This window comes from Streptomyces sp. NPDC002324, from assembly GCF_053593335.1.
Genome location: NZ_JBSFCF010000034.1, coordinates 93251 through 106785, shown reverse-complemented (window position 1 = coordinate 106785; position 13535 = coordinate 93251). Strand labels below are relative to the sequence as shown.

At 70.6% G+C, this 13535-nt stretch carries 14 protein-coding genes; 3 read left to right on the top strand and 11 right to left on the bottom strand.

The window, feature by feature from the left end:
• Window positions 1-197: 197 nt before the first annotated feature.
• Window positions 198-1121: a hypothetical protein gene (locus ACWCRJ_RS33870; protein WP_450942883.1), complete on the top strand. Its 924-nt coding sequence runs from the start codon at window positions 198-200 to the stop codon at window positions 1119-1121.
• Between the two features lie 104 nt (window positions 1122-1225).
• Here ACWCRJ_RS33870 and ACWCRJ_RS33865 read toward each other — a convergent pair whose 3' ends face one another.
• The 4 genes from ACWCRJ_RS33865 to ACWCRJ_RS33850 all read right to left on the bottom strand — a co-directional run bounded on the left by ACWCRJ_RS33865 (window position 1226) and on the right by ACWCRJ_RS33850 (window position 5816).
• Entirely contained in the window at window positions 1226-2899 is a 1674-nt protein-coding gene (locus ACWCRJ_RS33865) for a hypothetical protein (protein ID WP_450942888.1), read from the bottom strand.
• A 371-nt stretch (window positions 2900-3270) separates the two neighbouring features.
• Window positions 3271-4143, bottom strand: a complete 873-nt coding sequence (locus ACWCRJ_RS33860) for a MerR family transcriptional regulator (RefSeq protein WP_450942882.1) — start codon at window positions 4141-4143, stop codon at window positions 3271-3273.
• 99 nt (window positions 4144-4242) lie between these two features.
• Complete coding sequence (locus ACWCRJ_RS33855; RefSeq protein WP_450942881.1) at window positions 4243-4749, bottom strand: glutathione peroxidase; 507 nt, start codon at window positions 4747-4749, stop codon at window positions 4243-4245.
• Window positions 4746-5816: a helix-turn-helix domain-containing protein gene (locus ACWCRJ_RS33850; RefSeq protein WP_450942880.1), complete on the bottom strand. Its 1071-nt coding sequence runs from the start codon at window positions 5814-5816 to the stop codon at window positions 4746-4748. The genes ACWCRJ_RS33855 and ACWCRJ_RS33850 overlap by 4 nt, the downstream gene beginning before the upstream one ends.
• Window positions 5817-5938: 122 nt before the next feature.
• On the opposite strand from ACWCRJ_RS33850, the gene ACWCRJ_RS33845 reads away from it, so the two are divergent.
• Entirely contained in the window at window positions 5939-7132 is a 1194-nt protein-coding gene (locus ACWCRJ_RS33845; RefSeq protein ID WP_450942879.1) for an MFS transporter, read from the top strand.
• Window positions 7133-7369: 237 nt separating this feature from the next.
• Here ACWCRJ_RS33845 and ACWCRJ_RS33840 read toward each other — a convergent pair whose 3' ends face one another.
• The 7 genes from ACWCRJ_RS33840 to ACWCRJ_RS33810 form a co-directional block, all read right to left on the bottom strand.
• Complete coding sequence (locus ACWCRJ_RS33840; RefSeq protein WP_450942878.1) at window positions 7370-7675, bottom strand: zinc-ribbon domain-containing protein; 306 nt, start codon at window positions 7673-7675, stop codon at window positions 7370-7372.
• Window positions 7676-7905: 230 nt separating this feature from the next.
• Window positions 7906-8397: an HNH endonuclease gene (locus tag ACWCRJ_RS33835; protein ID WP_450942877.1), complete on the bottom strand. Its 492-nt coding sequence runs from the start codon at window positions 8395-8397 to the stop codon at window positions 7906-7908.
• A gap of 45 nt (window positions 8398-8442) precedes the next feature.
• A complete protein-coding gene (locus tag ACWCRJ_RS33830) occupies window positions 8443-8913 on the bottom strand; it encodes a DUF6083 domain-containing protein (protein WP_450942876.1) in 471 nt (156 codons plus the stop codon).
• Window positions 8914-9098: 185 nt separating this feature from the next.
• On the bottom strand, window positions 9099-9473 hold the full coding sequence (locus ACWCRJ_RS33825) for a hypothetical protein (protein WP_450942875.1): 375 nt from the start codon (window positions 9471-9473) through the stop codon (window positions 9099-9101).
• 79 nt (window positions 9474-9552) lie between these two features.
• A complete protein-coding gene (locus ACWCRJ_RS33820) occupies window positions 9553-10119 on the bottom strand; it encodes a Uma2 family endonuclease (protein WP_450942874.1) in 567 nt (188 codons plus the stop codon).
• A 659-nt stretch (window positions 10120-10778) separates the two neighbouring features.
• Entirely contained in the window at window positions 10779-11822 is a 1044-nt protein-coding gene (locus tag ACWCRJ_RS33815; protein ID WP_450942873.1) for a fatty acid desaturase family protein, read from the bottom strand.
• A gap of 268 nt (window positions 11823-12090) precedes the next feature.
• A complete protein-coding gene (locus ACWCRJ_RS33810) occupies window positions 12091-12879 on the bottom strand; it encodes a hypothetical protein (protein WP_450942872.1) in 789 nt (262 codons plus the stop codon).
• A 200-nt stretch (window positions 12880-13079) separates the two neighbouring features.
• On the opposite strand from ACWCRJ_RS33810, the gene ACWCRJ_RS33805 reads away from it, so the two are divergent.
• Window positions 13080-13511, top strand: coding sequence for an Asp23/Gls24 family envelope stress response protein (locus ACWCRJ_RS33805; protein ID WP_450942871.1), 432 nt, complete (start codon window positions 13080-13082; stop codon window positions 13509-13511).
• Window positions 13512-13535 lie beyond the last annotated feature (24 nt).

Here is a 13535-nt window from a genome sequence, read left to right as displayed (position 1 = left end):
GGCCCGGGGTTCCCCTACGCGCTCGCGCATGGGGGGGGCCCCGCGCCCGCCCGCGGCGCCCCCTCGCACGTATCAGCACGCCAGACCCGTAGGCCCATCCCGTACAGGCCGGTCCCGCACAGGCCAGACCCGTACGCGCCAGTCCCGCACACGCAGTCCCGCACACGCAGTCACGTACACGCAGAGGAGCCCGTTCCATGTCCTTCCCCGTGTCCGTCGGACGCCTCGCCCGCCGCCCGCTGCGAGGTGTCGCCGTCCTCGGCCTCGTGGTCGTCACGGCGGGCTGTGCGGCCGACACGACCACCACCCGCCGGCCGGTGGCCCGGACGAGTACCGCCGCCGAGGCCGCCCCCGCGCCGAGCGCGCAGGCCCGGGACCTGTTGCTGCCCTTCGACGCGTACAAGATGTCCAAGGCGGACGACTACCTCGTCGCGGCGGCCGAGGACGTGCTGATGCGGGACTGCCTCAAGGCGAAGGGGATGGACTGGACGCCCCGTCCGCCGGTGAAGGCCGCCGAGACGGATCCGCCGAACCGGCGCCGGTACGGGGTCATCGAGGACGCCGTGGCTCGGCGGTTCGGGTTCCACGCGCCGCCGGACCCGGTCGCGGAGGTGCGCTTCACCTCCGCGCGGGAGCGACGCGCCGAGTCCCTCTCCGCCGGGGAACGGCGTGCCGCGTACGGCGACGACGGCACCGGGGGCTGCTGGCGGCAGGCGCACGACCGGCTGCTGCGGGGTGTGCCCGAGTCCGACTACGACATCCTCAACCGCCACGCCATGCGGGCCTTCGCGGAGTCGCGGCGCGACCCCCGGGTGCGTGCGGTGTTCCGGAAGTGGAGCGCCTGCATGGCGAAGGACGGCTTCCGGTACGCCGATCCGCCGGCCGTCGTGAACGACCCGCGCTGGTCCGCCTCGTCGGCCCCCTCCGCCCGCGAGATCGAGACGGCCCGCGCCGACGTCCGCTGCAAGGAGGAGACCGATGTGGTCGCCGTCTGGCGCGCCGCCGAGACCCGCATCCAGCGGACCACGATCACCGCGGACCCGACCAGCTTCGAGGCCCTGAAAGCCACCCGCCAGGCACACCTCGCCGCGGCCCGCCGAGCGCTGCACCCCACGCCTTGATCACCCCACGCCTTGAGCAGCCCGCGCCTTGATCACCCCACGCCCTGACCGCCCCGCGCGCCCTCCCCGCAAGCGCACCCCCGCCGAGCGTGCCGAGCGCCCCCTCACTCCTCCCCGCCAACCCCCTTCTCGTCCGCTTCCTTCTCGCACTCGAGGGCCGTCTTGCGGGACGGTCCGCCGTACTGGGAGCTGATGCGGACATTGCCGGGTTCGTGGACCGTGAGGCGGGTGAACTCGGTGAGGTCGCCGTCGGACTCGCGGTCGGCGGTGAGGCAGCCGTTGTCGGCCCAGAGCCAGGGGGAGTAGGCGACGCGGACGGTGACCTCGCCGGCCCTCGGCATGTGGACGACGAGGTTGGCACCGTCCGCGCTGACGACGGTGGCCGGCCTGTCGACCAGCGGCGTCGCGTTCTTCACCCGGTAGATCTTCCAGTTGGCGTCCTGCCAGACGGGCTGCAGATAGTCCGGCCCACTGGTCACCAGCGCGTGTTCCAGCTCGGCGGGCCCGTCCGGCTCGCCGTTGACGAGGACCACGAACCCGACGGCCCACTGCGAGAGCCACGCCTTGTACGCGGCCGGCGTGAACGCCCCCTCGGGCACCTCGGTCCCGCCGTGACCCTCGTAGAACAGCCGGCCGCGCTCCACGTCGGCCTGCCGGTTCCAGCCGCGGGCCATGTTGATGTACGGGGCGAGGATGGCGGCCTCACGGTGGTCGCGGGCCGGTACCACCTCGACGCGGGTCTTCCAGGCGCCGAGCCGCTTCAGCTCCTTCACCACCCCGTCGGTCTTCACCGCCCACTCCGGCACCTTCGTGTTGGTGACGATGTCGGCGGTCGTCTTGCCGGTCAGCCAGGTCACGGACAGCACCAGGGCCACCGCCCCGGCCACCGTCCGCCGCTGCGGCGTGAACCAGGGCAGGGGGAGCCGGGAGCCGTCCGCGCGCGCCTCGCCCCGGTACAGGCAGATCGCCAGGGCGGCCGCCGGTCCCGCCAGCTCCAGGAGCCGCTCGACGTTCGTGCCGATGGGCGTGGGGATCAGGTAGCACAGGACCACGCCGAGCGCGTAGATCGCGGCGCTCAGGCGCAGCACCCGCCAGGCGCTCGGCGCGACCAGCACGACCACCGCGCACAGCACGACCGGCGGCCATATCCGGCTGAAGGCCATGGGCTGCTCGCCCTCGAAGGGGAACAACAGCGTGGTCACGGCCACGACGGTCACCGGCGGCAGGATCAGCGCCCCCGCCCGGCCCCACTCACGGCACAGCAGATACGCGGCGCCGACCACGAGGAGGAACAGCCCGGAGACGGGACTCCCCAGCGTGGACAGCGTCGCGCACACCGCCGCCGCCGCGAGCTGCCGCCCGCCGCGCCCGCTCAGCACCGCCAGCAGGGCCCCCATCGCGAAGGCCGTGCCCAGCATGAACGTGGAGCGCCCCGACACCACCTGGCACCACAGCGAGAACGTCGCCGCCAGCGCGACCGGCACCGGCGCGCGTACACCCGTACGAGTGACGACCGCACCGGCCAGCCAGGAGGCCGAGAGCCCCGACACCAGCGTCACGGGGACCACCCCGCACGCCGCCATCAGGTACGGCGAGAGCACGCTGTAGTTCGCCGCGTGCAGCCCCCCGTACCAGAACAGGTTGACCGCGGAGTCCGGGTACATCTTGGCGAACTCCGCCCACGCCACCTGGGCCGCGAGGTCGCCGCCGCCGGTCGCGAAGACCGCCCACCACACGAAATACAGCGGCAGGGCGCACAGGGCGGCCGTGAGGGGCACCCGGTGGCGTTCCCGCCACGGCTCGCGCGACGGTTTGTCGGCGCGCGAGACGGGTCGTCGTGGGGTCAGCTCGGCAAAGGCCACTGCGGCTCTTCCGTTCCGTTTCGGCTCGTGCGGGCGGGTGCGGTCTTCACAGACGTCGTCCCTGACGTTCTCCGTGTGTTGAGGTAGACGCTAACCACTCGCCGACAGTTGGCCGACAGGACGTATGCGATCCGGTACGGCCGTAGGGAAACCCCTACGACCGCATCGGTATCAGACCGCATCGGTATCCCGGCCACGGCGGCACCGGCACCGGCGGCACCGGCCGCATCGCCGGAGTCAGGACGCGACCGGCACCGCCGGAGTCAGGATGCGACCGGCCGGCAGACTCAGGATGCGACCGGGAACGCCACGTCGCACACCGGGTCCTCCGGACCCGCCGCCTCCCAGTCGGCGAAGTAGACCTCGCGGCACGGACCGCTGATCTCCAGCCCCTGACCGGCGATCCACCGCTCGACCGCCTCGAACGCCGCCAGGATCTGCGGATGCGCCACCTGGGCCTTGCTGATCCGGGTGTACACGAGCCGTCCCGCCGGCTCCACCCGCACCTTCGTCTCCCGGGACCGCCCGTACTCGGCCGCCCACGCCCGCGCGGCGCTCTCGTCCGCCACCGGAACGCACGCCTCGGCGGGCCCGTCGCTCTCCATCGACACCTCGGAGTGGTAGACGACGAACGGCGCGCCCGTGCTTCCGCCGCACGCCGCCGCGCCCTCCTCCAGCCGCCCCAGCGACGCCCCGATCCACGCCGGCAACTCGTCCGCGAGCGTGTGGCGCGACTGGGTCAGCAGCACCTGGGGAGCGGTGTCGACCGTTTCGACCGTGAACTTCCCGTACATACCGGTTTCCCTTCCCGACAGCCGTCCACGGAGGTAGGCGACCAGGGTCCGCTGTGCCGCGAACCGCTCCTCGGCCCCGGCCCAGTACGCGGCGAGCCGCTCGGCGGCCCGCGCGCCGTCCGGCTCGACGGCCTCCACGATCTCGGCGATCCGCGCCAGAGGCATGTCGAGCTGACGCAGCAGCGCCACCAGACGGGCACGTTCGACCTGGTCGGCCCGGTAGTACCGGTAGCCGTTCACCTCGTCGACGTACGCCGGCGGAAGCAGCCCCAGCCGGTCGTACAGCCGCAGCGCCTTCGCCGACAGCCGCGCGCGGGCGGCGAAGGCACCGATGGTGAGCAGGTCGTCCACGTCGTCATCGTTCATGCGCACTGGTCGCTCCTCCGTCGCCGGGCGCCTTCCGCCCGGCGAGAGGGACGCTGCCCCTTGCCCCAGGGACAAGGTCAACGAAGGGGCCTCCGGCGGTCAGCCGATGGCCTTCTCCACGGCGGCGACCAGCTCCGCGGACTCGGGCTCGGTCTGCGGCGAGAAGCGGGCGACGACCGAGCCGTCGCGGCCGATCAGGAACTTCTCGAAGTTCCAGCGGATGTCGCCGGTGTGACCCTCGGCGTCCGCGTGGTCCACGAGCCGCTCGTACAGCTCGTGCCGGTTCTCACCGTTGACCTCGACCTTCTCGGTCAGCGGGAACGTCACGCCGTACGTCGCCGAGCAGAACTCCGCGATCTCCTCCGCCGACCCCGGCTCCTGCCCGAGGAACTGGTTGCACGGCACACCGAGCACGGTGAAGCCCTGCGCGGCATAACGCGCCTGCAGCGCCTCCAGGCCCGTGTACTGGGGGGTGAGACCGCACTTCGAGGCGACGTTCACGACGAGGACGGCCTGTCCGGCGTACTGCGCGAGGTCCGCGGAGCCGCCCTTCAGAGCGTCGATCTGCACGTCGAGGACGGAGGGGGTGGCGTTGTCTGTAGTCATGAACGGATGCTATCTCCGGAAGGATGTTCGCCCCCGCGAGGGTGTGGCGCGCGCATCAGCACCTCTCCCTGCGCCGTACGCGCGTACAGCACCGACCGTCCCGCCCGCCCGCGCCGGATCAGCCCGGCGTCCAGCAGCACCCGCAGATGACGGCCGACGGAGCCGAGGGTCTGCCCGGTCACCGCGCACAGCTGGGTCGTGCTCATGGGGGAGTCGAGGAGGACGAGGACCCGGGCGCGGGCGCCGCCGAGAAGCGCCCCGAGCGCGGCGGGCACGACGGCCCCACCCCCACCACCCCCACCGTCCCCACCACCACCCTCACCGTCCCCACTTCCGTCCCCACTTCCGCCTCCGCCGTCGGCGAGGACCCCCGAGCACGGGTACACGACGGCGTACCGCTCCCGCTCCTCCCACGCCACCCACCCCGTCCGCTGCGGCGTGACCGGTACGAAGACCAGCCGCGCCCCGGAGATCTCACGCGGCGGGTACTCGTGCAGATTGACCTGCAGCCGGTTCTCGCCGAGCCACCTCATTCCCGGCCGCAGCGCGTCCAGCACCGCCGTCCAGCCGCCCTGCCCCAGCAGCGCGGTCCGCGCGAGCACATCGGCCTCCAGCACCCGCCGGCGCCGCTCCCAGTACGGCCGTACGGTCTCCTCCCACACGTACGTCAGCAGGCCGGCCGCACGGTCGGGCAGGTCGTCCCGGTGCAGGGCGGAGGGCAGGGGGCCGCGCAGGGAGAGGGCGAGGTGGGCGCGTGCGGCGGCGGGGTCGGCGCCCCGGACGCGGGCGATCTCCTCCGCGAAGGACTCGTTCTCGCGGGGTGTGGGCGTCAGGAAGTCGGCGATCCACTCCCTGCCGAGCCCCGAGCGGATCAGCAGGGCGGTGACGGGGTCACGGTCCAACTCGCTGCGGTACGACGGCAGATGAGCCTGCAACCAGGCCCGTTCCCCGGGGTGCGTGCCGGCCCCCGCGTGGAGCAACTTCAGACTCGCGAACGTCTCCGCGAGCGGCGAGACGACGAACCGGCTCCCGGCGAGGGTGTCGGCGTTGACCTGCCACCAGCCCACGCGGTCACCTCCGAAAGTACGACGCGAGTCCGCCCGACGACTTCGGCGGAGCCCCGGCAAGAGCTTTCGCGTGTGCGCGGAACATTACGGCGGACGGATGGGGTCGACGAGGGTCGTGTCCCATGCGCAGCTATCAACACATCTTCCGCACCGCGGAGTTCACCCCTCTCTTCGTCTCCTCCGCACTCCAGGTCGCCGCCTCCACGATCGGCGGTCTCGCCCTGGCCACCTCCGTCTACGCGGCGACCGGCTCCCCGCTCCTGTCCGCCCTCAGCATGTTCGGCCCGTCCCTCGCCCAGGTGGTCGGCGCGACGACCCTGCTCTCGGCGGCGGACCGCCTGCCACCGCGCGCGACGACGGCGGGCCTCGCCGCCTTCCTCGCGGTGAGCACGGCGTCGCTGGCGCTGCCCGGCCTGCCCCTGTGGACGGTCTTCGCGGTGATCGCGGCCCAGGGCCTGTTCGCCTCCCTCGGCGGCGGAGTCCGCTGGGGTCTGCTGAACGAGATCCTCCCGAAGGACGGCTATCTCCTCGGCCGCTCGGTGTTCAACATGCTGCACGGCATCACCCAGATCGCCGGTTACGCGACCGGCGGCGCCCTCGTGGCCCTGCTGTCCCCGGCGGTCACCCTGCTGGTCGCGGCGGCCCTGTACGCGGCGGCGGCCCTGTGCACCGCCCTCGGCCTGACCCGCCGCGCCCCACGCGCCTCCGGCCGCCCGTCCGTCGCCGAGACCTGGCGCACGAACGCCCTGCTCTGGTCGTCCGCCCCACGCCGCCGCCTCTATCTGGGCCTGTGGATCCCCAACGGCCTGGTCGTCGGCTGCGAGTCCCTCTTCGTCGCCTACGCCCCCGACCGGGCGGGCCTCCTCTTCGCCTGCGCGGCGCTCGGCATGCTGGCGGGCGACGTGACGGTGGGCCGCCTCCTCCCACCCCGGACCCGCGACCGCCTGGCCACCCCGCTCCTGCTGCTCCTGGCCACCCCCTACCTCCTCTTCGCCCTCCACCCCCCGACCCCCGCCGCGGCGGCCTGCGCGACCCTCGCCTCCGTCGGCTTCGGCGCGAGCCTGATCCAGCAACAACACCTGCTGACCCTCACCCCGCCCGAACTCACCGGCCACGCCCTGGGCCTGCACTCGTCCGGCATGCTCACGCTCCAGGGACTGAGCGCGGCCCTGGCGGGCGGCCTGGCCCAACTGACCTCACCGGCGACGGCGATGACGATGATGGCGGCGGCTTCGGTGCTGGTGACGTCGGTGCTGTGGTCGGCTGGCCGGTCCGAGCGGGCGGGGCGGCGCGCCGCGACGATGGCTGCGCGGTGACGATGTCTGCGCCGTGACGCGACCTGCCGACGGCTCCGCTCAGGTCGGCCATCGTCCACCGCTCAGCCGTCCACCGCTCAGCCGTCCACCGCTCAGCCGGCCACTGCTCAGCCGGCCACCGCTCAGCCGGCGGCGCAGCAGGTAGTTCTTTCCTCCCCGGTTCTTTGGGGAGGTCAACGGCCCGCCGGACCCTCGCAAACAAGGCCCCGGTGCCCCCGGAAGACGGACAGCCGCCTCCTAGGACTGGTACCGCTGCTGCTGGGGCTGACCGTGGGACGGGCCGCCCGAGCCGCCGGGACCGCCGCCCGAACTCTGCGCCTGGAGCTGCTCCGCCTGCTCGGCGGTCACCTTCTGCTCCGCGCCGCAGAACGTGCACTGCGTCTGGTACTTCGTCGAGATCGGGAACAGCGGCACGAAGAACAGCGTGAACTTCGTGACCCGCTTCCTGAGCGTGTGCGCGGCGGGGTTCCCGCACTGCCCGCACACCAGCGTCAGTATCGCGAGCTGGTACAGGTATCCCTTGGTGCCGAAGATGACGAACATGTGATCCTTCCCGGGGGTGCCGTTGAGACGCACCACACGCCCCGCACGCACCGCACGCTCTGCCTTCCAGTGTGCCTGGCCCTCACTTCTTCACGTCGGCGTGCTGTGGAAGGAGGTGAGAAGGGCGCCCCGTGATGGCGCGGTAACGTGCTGTTGCTGTTGCTGTTGCTGTTGCTGTTGCTGTGCGGGCACGGCCGGGCCTCCGGACGCCGTCAGCGCCCTCAGTACTCTCAGCGCCCTTCGCGCTCGTAGCGCTCCACCCGGCGGGCCAGCTTGGCCCGGTACCGCTCGGGCGAGTGGGATGCCTGGGACCGCCGCACCATGTCCTCCGCGTTCAGGCTCTCCGCGAGGTCCCGGAGGCCGGGCAGCCGACTGAGCACCGCGCGCTGGGCCTCGGCCTCCTGGACGGACCTCAGCGGAGTGCCGTCGTTGCGCGCATGGTTGCAACCCCAGTGTGTGAGGCGCACGTTGTCCCGTGTGTCGGTGCCGCCGGACGAGATGGTGCGGACGTGGTCGATACTCGGGGACCGAGGATCAGGGTGCTCCCGGACCCGGTCCACCGGATCCAGACACAGACCACAGACCCACCCGTCCCGCGCCCCGATCTCCTCGACGGTGTAACGCTCGACGCCCCCATTGGCCCGCATACGCTCCCGCCGCCGCCGATCCTGCACACGCTTGGCTTCGGCGCGCCGGGGCGCGGACGGTTCGGCGTCACTCACCGGTGCCTCTTTCTCCACTCTCGCCACTGGAATCAGTGTCAGGCGTCAGGCGTCACGCCGCAGACAGACAAACTCGTGGGAGGGAATGACGGGCTCCCCGGGCGTGGGGTCGACGGCGCCGATCCTGACGGCCACTGTAGCCACCACGATTGGGGTGTTCGCGGCCCTCGGCCGCATCAGACGCCAACGGTAATGCGGAGGGACCTTCTTCGCCGGCAGCTCGAACGTGGCCAGCTCCACCCAGCGGTCGTAGTTGGTCGGGTACCGGCGTACGAGCGCATCGCAACGCCGACAGGTAGGCGGCTCCACCCATCCCACATCGTCCGGATCCACCTCGGCCTCCGGCGCGGCTGTGGCCCCCTCGCACAGGGCAAGCTCGTTGGCGACCTCGTGCCAGCACCTGTCACAGAGTTCGGCCGACAGGGGAATGATCCGTCCACGCTCACGAACATCGGGCCCGTTGGAGGAACACAACAGACACTCCGGCCGACTGACACCGTTGAGAACCACCGCCATTCCCTGAGTGTGAGTGCCCCATACACCCTGCAAAAAGGGCGCGTTCAGGCCTTATTCAAAAAAGCCGCACCAAAACACCTTGATCGACTCACATCCGCAACTGCTGCAACGCCTGCCGTTTGGGTTCGGGTACGGACTGCCACATCCACCGGGCGTGGTCTGTCGGTCGGTGCAGCCTCAGTGCATCAGTCGGCGACGCTGTTGGCGTAGATGAGGCCGGTGTCGTTGTCGAATATGCCGACGTTCAGGTCCGACGGGTTGGTGCCGGAGTACTCACCCCACAGGCGGATCAAGCGTTCGGCTCCCTCCTCGTTGTCGTAAGGCTCATTGACACGAATGGTCGCCGCGTCGGGTGCGGAACTGGATACTTTCGTTATCCCCTTCCACGGCTCACCCTGTTCGTCGAGCCACTTGCGGAACTCGATCGTCTTCGGAATGGCCTTGAACGGCTCGGTATCCGCCGCGTATGGGTCCGTGGGCTCCCCCGAACATGCAGTACAAGCCAGGGTCACCAAAGTGACGACCGCGAGAGATTGTTTACGCACAGCTAGCCCTTCCATGAGCCGACCGTCATCGTGTGCCCTTGCGGGCATAAGCCGCTGCATGTCATGCGTCGCTCGCATATCGCGGCGCGTGGTCTCAGAGCCGGCCGAGGTCGATCTCCACAGGGAAGGGGGCCACTGCCTTCAGGACGCCGGTGAAGACGTCACCGTCCCGGTAGGTCCGCGTCGCGGGGTCGAGAACGTAGGTGTAGACGAGAGGAACGCCTGTCGCGGCCTGCTCGATGCGCCAGTAGAAGGCGATGCCTGCCTTGGCGTACTGGTCGACCTTCACGATCCGGTCGGTGGTCTCCGAGCCTGGCGACACCACCTCCGCAACCAGCAGCACGTGCTCAGGGCGGGTGGGGGTGACATCGATGGTGTCCGCGCGGTACACGACGACGTCCGGGCGGCGATTGGTGAGGGGGACGTCCTGAAGCCGGACGTCGAAGTCCGTGTCGGCGTTCCACTCCTGGCCCGCAGCGGCATCCAAGGAGTTCGCCAGAATCCGGGCCAGCCGATTGTGGCGCTTGGACGCGCTCGGACTCACGACGACCATCCCGTCCACGATCTCGATGCCGGAGCACTGCTCCTCGGACCAGGACTCGTAGTCCTCCACCGTGATCTGTTCATGCATCCACGCCGGGGCCACCATCTCGGCCGACATGAAGCACCTCCCGGACACTGTGCTGCGGGCCCGATCCCGCTGGATGCAGCCTACTGTCTGCCACCCGTCCAGCACGCTGATCTCACCCACGCCCCCTTCCATCGCCCGGCAGCCGACCAGCGCCCCCACGACAAGCAAGGAAGCGCACGGTGGCTTGCCCCCGGGCATCGGAACGGGCCGGCGGCACCGCTGGTTCAGTGGCCCACCCCGGCGAGTCCCGACACACGGTCACCGATGGCACCGACGAGCGTGCGACGGAGAGCCACGACGGCAAGGGCTGCCCTGACCGCAGCCGACGCTCTCCTGCGAGACCAATTCTTGGCGCATGGTTGGCGTCTTGATGCCGACGTGCCGCCCGGCCTGGCGGTCCCTGATCGTGAGACGTGCTGGTGTGCTGACATCTCCGACTGATTCTTGCCGTGAGCGCCATGGGCGGCCTGACTCCTGACCGCCCCCGTTGATGCCAGAAACCGAAGTCAAGGCCCCGGACCATGATTGATCTGGGGCCTTTGCGCTGGTGCCCCCCGGCAGGATTCGAACCTGCGACACCCGCTTCAGGAGTTTTCCTGAGTAGGGCTGTGAGCTGCGGAAACGCCCACATGCGGTGTCTGGCCCGGGGATTCCCCTCCACTCCACGTGTTCACGAAGATTCCCGGTCTCTAGGCCGGGGCGAGGGGGTGCCTGAGCGGTGCTCCGGCCCGATGGAGGCTGGTGAGAGCCTGCCGGTAGGAGGTGATCAGCCCGGTCTCGACGTAGTCCACGCCCAGTTCCTCGCAGTAGCGGCGGACGATGGTTCGGGCCTTGCGCAGGTTGGGGCTCGGCATGCTGGGGAACAGGTGGTGCTCGATCTGGTGGTTCAGCCCGCCCAGTGCGATGTCGGTGAACCGGCCGCCGCGCACGTTGCGTGAGGTGAGCACCTGGCGGCGGAGGAAGTCCGGGTGGTCATCGCCCGTCAGGATCGGCATGCCCTTGTGGTTGGGTGCGAAGAGGGAGCCGAGGTAGACGCCGAACAGGCCCTGGTGGACGGCGATGAAGACGATCGCCATGCCGGGCGGCAGCAGCCAGAGCAGGACGGTCAGGTAGACCGCGAAGTGCGCGAACAGCAGGGTGCCGTCGAGCGTTCGGTGCTTGAGCGAGCGGTTGGCCAGCGCCTTCACACTCGACACGTGCAGGTTGAAGCCCTCCAGGGTGAGGAGCGGGAAGAAGAGGAACGCCTGCCAGCGGCCGATGAGGCGGGGGAGCCCCCTGGCTGCCCGAGCCTGGTCCTGGGACCAGACCAGCAGGTCGGGGTCGAGGTCGGGGTCGAGTTCCTCGTGGTTGGGGTTGGCGTGGTGGCGGGTGTGCTTGTCCTGCCACCATCCGTAGCCCATCCCGACGCCGGTGCCGGCGATCCGGCCGGATGCTTCGCTGGCCCGGCGTCGGCGGAACACCTGGCGGTGGGCCGCGTCATGGGCGATCAGGGCGACCTGGCCGAAGACGACGGCCAGGAAGCCGGCGACCGTCAGCGTCCACCAACTGTCGCCGATCAGCGCGACGGCGGCCCACCCGCTGACGTAGAGCGCGGTCACCACTGTGATCCGCAGGGCGTAGTAGCCGGGGCGGCGTCTGAGCAGGCCGGCATCAGCGATCTTTCTCGACAATCGGGCGAAGTCACTGCCGGACGTCTCCGAGGGCGGGGGGCGGACCGTGGTGTTGGTGGTCATGTTGCTGAAACTCTCTCCGAAGGAGGCAGATCGATCAGGCGCCGCCTCGGGAGTTGCAGAGACCGGGCCACAGGCAGGGATGCGCTTTCGCCGGTGCGGATACACATCGCGCGCGGAGAGGGACGACATCCCTCTCCGCACGCGGGTTCCCTGCCAGGCAGGTCTCACACCGTGGCGGGACAGGGCCGGCGGAGCGACGGCCGCGCGCTTTCAGGGAAGAACCGGGAAGGCCGGGGAAGGGGGGCGGCTGATCACTGGGGGGCACTCGTCACGGTGACCGGCGAGGTCCGTCGCCGGCCGCGGTTTCCGTGATGAGGACGGCGACGGTGGCCGGGCCCGGGGTGTCGGCGGTGGCTGCCTCGGCTACGGCCTCCCTGACGGCGCGGGCCACGTGCAATGGATGGTGTCCCGGGCCGACCGCGAGGTGAACCTCGACGTGACGGCCGGGTGGATCATCATGGTCCTCCACCCTGACCGGGCGGCTGCCCAGCACGGCGGTGAGGCGGGCGACGCCCGGCACACCCGCTGCTACGTCCGCCAGCTCCCCGGCGAGTCCCCGCATGGACCCTGTGCCGGTCACCGGGGGCGACCTCCGCGCGGCCGCAGCTTCCGGCGTGGGCCTCATGGCCGTCGCCGCGGTCCGAGACGTCACGCCTGTCTCCGGGACCTCACGGAGATCCGTTACGCGCATGTCAGCCGTCACCGTGGCCAGCCCGAGCTGTTCAGCGGCCGCGCCCAGCAGTGTGCTCCTCAGTTCGTCGGCGGTCTCCGGCAGCGGCCGCACGAGGGACGCGGTGAAGGCGGCCTCGATGGTGAGCGGGCCAGGCGGTAGCGCGCTGGCCGGCGGACGGACGGCCGGCTCGGACACGGGTTGGAGCGGCGCCGCCCCGATGCGCAGGGACTCCAGTCGGACACCGGAAACCTCGGCGGTAGTGCGCCCGAGAGCCTGGACGGCCGCTTGCTCGGTGATCCACGTCCCGTCGTGGGGCCCGCCGAGCGGGAGGAGGCGGCCCAGGTCGAGCTGGTTTCGTACTGCCTGCGTCCACGCCTCGGTCACTGGCCTCTCACCCTCCTTCTCCATGGCCGCGGTTCTCTTCCCGCGGCGCTCTGCCCGGAGTGTCCGCGAGAGCGCGGGGCAGGGGCCTCAGGTCACTCGTCGAACCACCCCGCCACGCTACATATCCGGGTAAAAGGTACTAAAAAGACTATAATCTGAGTAATGGGTGCTCTGTGGCCTCGCGAGGGAGGAATATCCCGATGACTGAGAACATCGGCGTCAAGCTCGACGCCGCGCCCGGGTCTCGCGGCCGGACGACCATCGCCGATGTGGTGGTGGAGAAGATCGCCGGAATGGCGGCACGGGACGTGATGGGCGTCTACGCCCTGGGCAGCGGATTCGCCCGCTCGATGGGATCCATGCGAGAGCGGATGCCCGGCGCCGGCAGTGGCAAGTCCGCCACCCGCGGGGTCAGTGTCGAGGTCGGAGAACTGCAGGCGGCCATCGATCTGGAGATCGTCGTCGACTACGGCGTCTCGATCACGGACGTGGCCGCCGCGGTGCGGGAGAACGTGATCTCCGCGGTGGAGCGGATGGCGGGTCGGGAAGTCGTGGAAGTCAACCTCATGGTCAGCGACGTGAAGCTGCCCGACGAGGAGGACGAAGGGGAGGAGCGGCAGCGGATCCGGTAGCCGGGGCGGCAGCCCGCTTGAATG

What these genes read in the sequence shown, in the direction of transcription:
- ACWCRJ_RS33855 (WP_450942881.1), bottom strand. Translation starts at nt 4,749, where the DNA reads ATGACTACAGACAACGCCACCCCCTCCGTCCTCGACGTGCAGATCGAC.
- ACWCRJ_RS33805 (WP_450942871.1), top strand. Translation starts at nt 13,080, where the DNA reads ATGACTGAGAACATCGGCGTCAAGCTCGACGCCGCGCCCGGGTCTCGC.
- ACWCRJ_RS33870 (WP_450942883.1), top strand. Translation starts at nt 198, where the DNA reads ATGTCCTTCCCCGTGTCCGTCGGACGCCTCGCCCGCCGCCCGCTGCGA.
- ACWCRJ_RS33860 (WP_450942882.1), bottom strand. Translation starts at nt 4,143, where the DNA reads ATGAACGATGACGACGTGGACGACCTGCTCACCATCGGTGCCTTCGCC.
- ACWCRJ_RS33840 (WP_450942878.1), bottom strand. Translation starts at nt 7,675, where the DNA reads ATGTTCGTCATCTTCGGCACCAAGGGATACCTGTACCAGCTCGCGATA.
- ACWCRJ_RS33830 (WP_450942876.1), bottom strand. Translation starts at nt 8,913, where the DNA reads ATGGCGGTGGTTCTCAACGGTGTCAGTCGGCCGGAGTGTCTGTTGTGT.
- ACWCRJ_RS33815 (WP_450942873.1), bottom strand. Translation starts at nt 11,822, where the DNA reads ATGACCACCAACACCACGGTCCGCCCCCCGCCCTCGGAGACGTCCGGC.
- ACWCRJ_RS33845 (WP_450942879.1), top strand. Translation starts at nt 5,939, where the DNA reads ATGCGCAGCTATCAACACATCTTCCGCACCGCGGAGTTCACCCCTCTC.
- ACWCRJ_RS33820 (WP_450942874.1), bottom strand. Translation starts at nt 10,119, where the DNA reads ATGTCGGCCGAGATGGTGGCCCCGGCGTGGATGCATGAACAGATCACG.
- ACWCRJ_RS33825 (WP_450942875.1), bottom strand. Translation starts at nt 9,473, where the DNA reads ATGGAAGGGCTAGCTGTGCGTAAACAATCTCTCGCGGTCGTCACTTTG.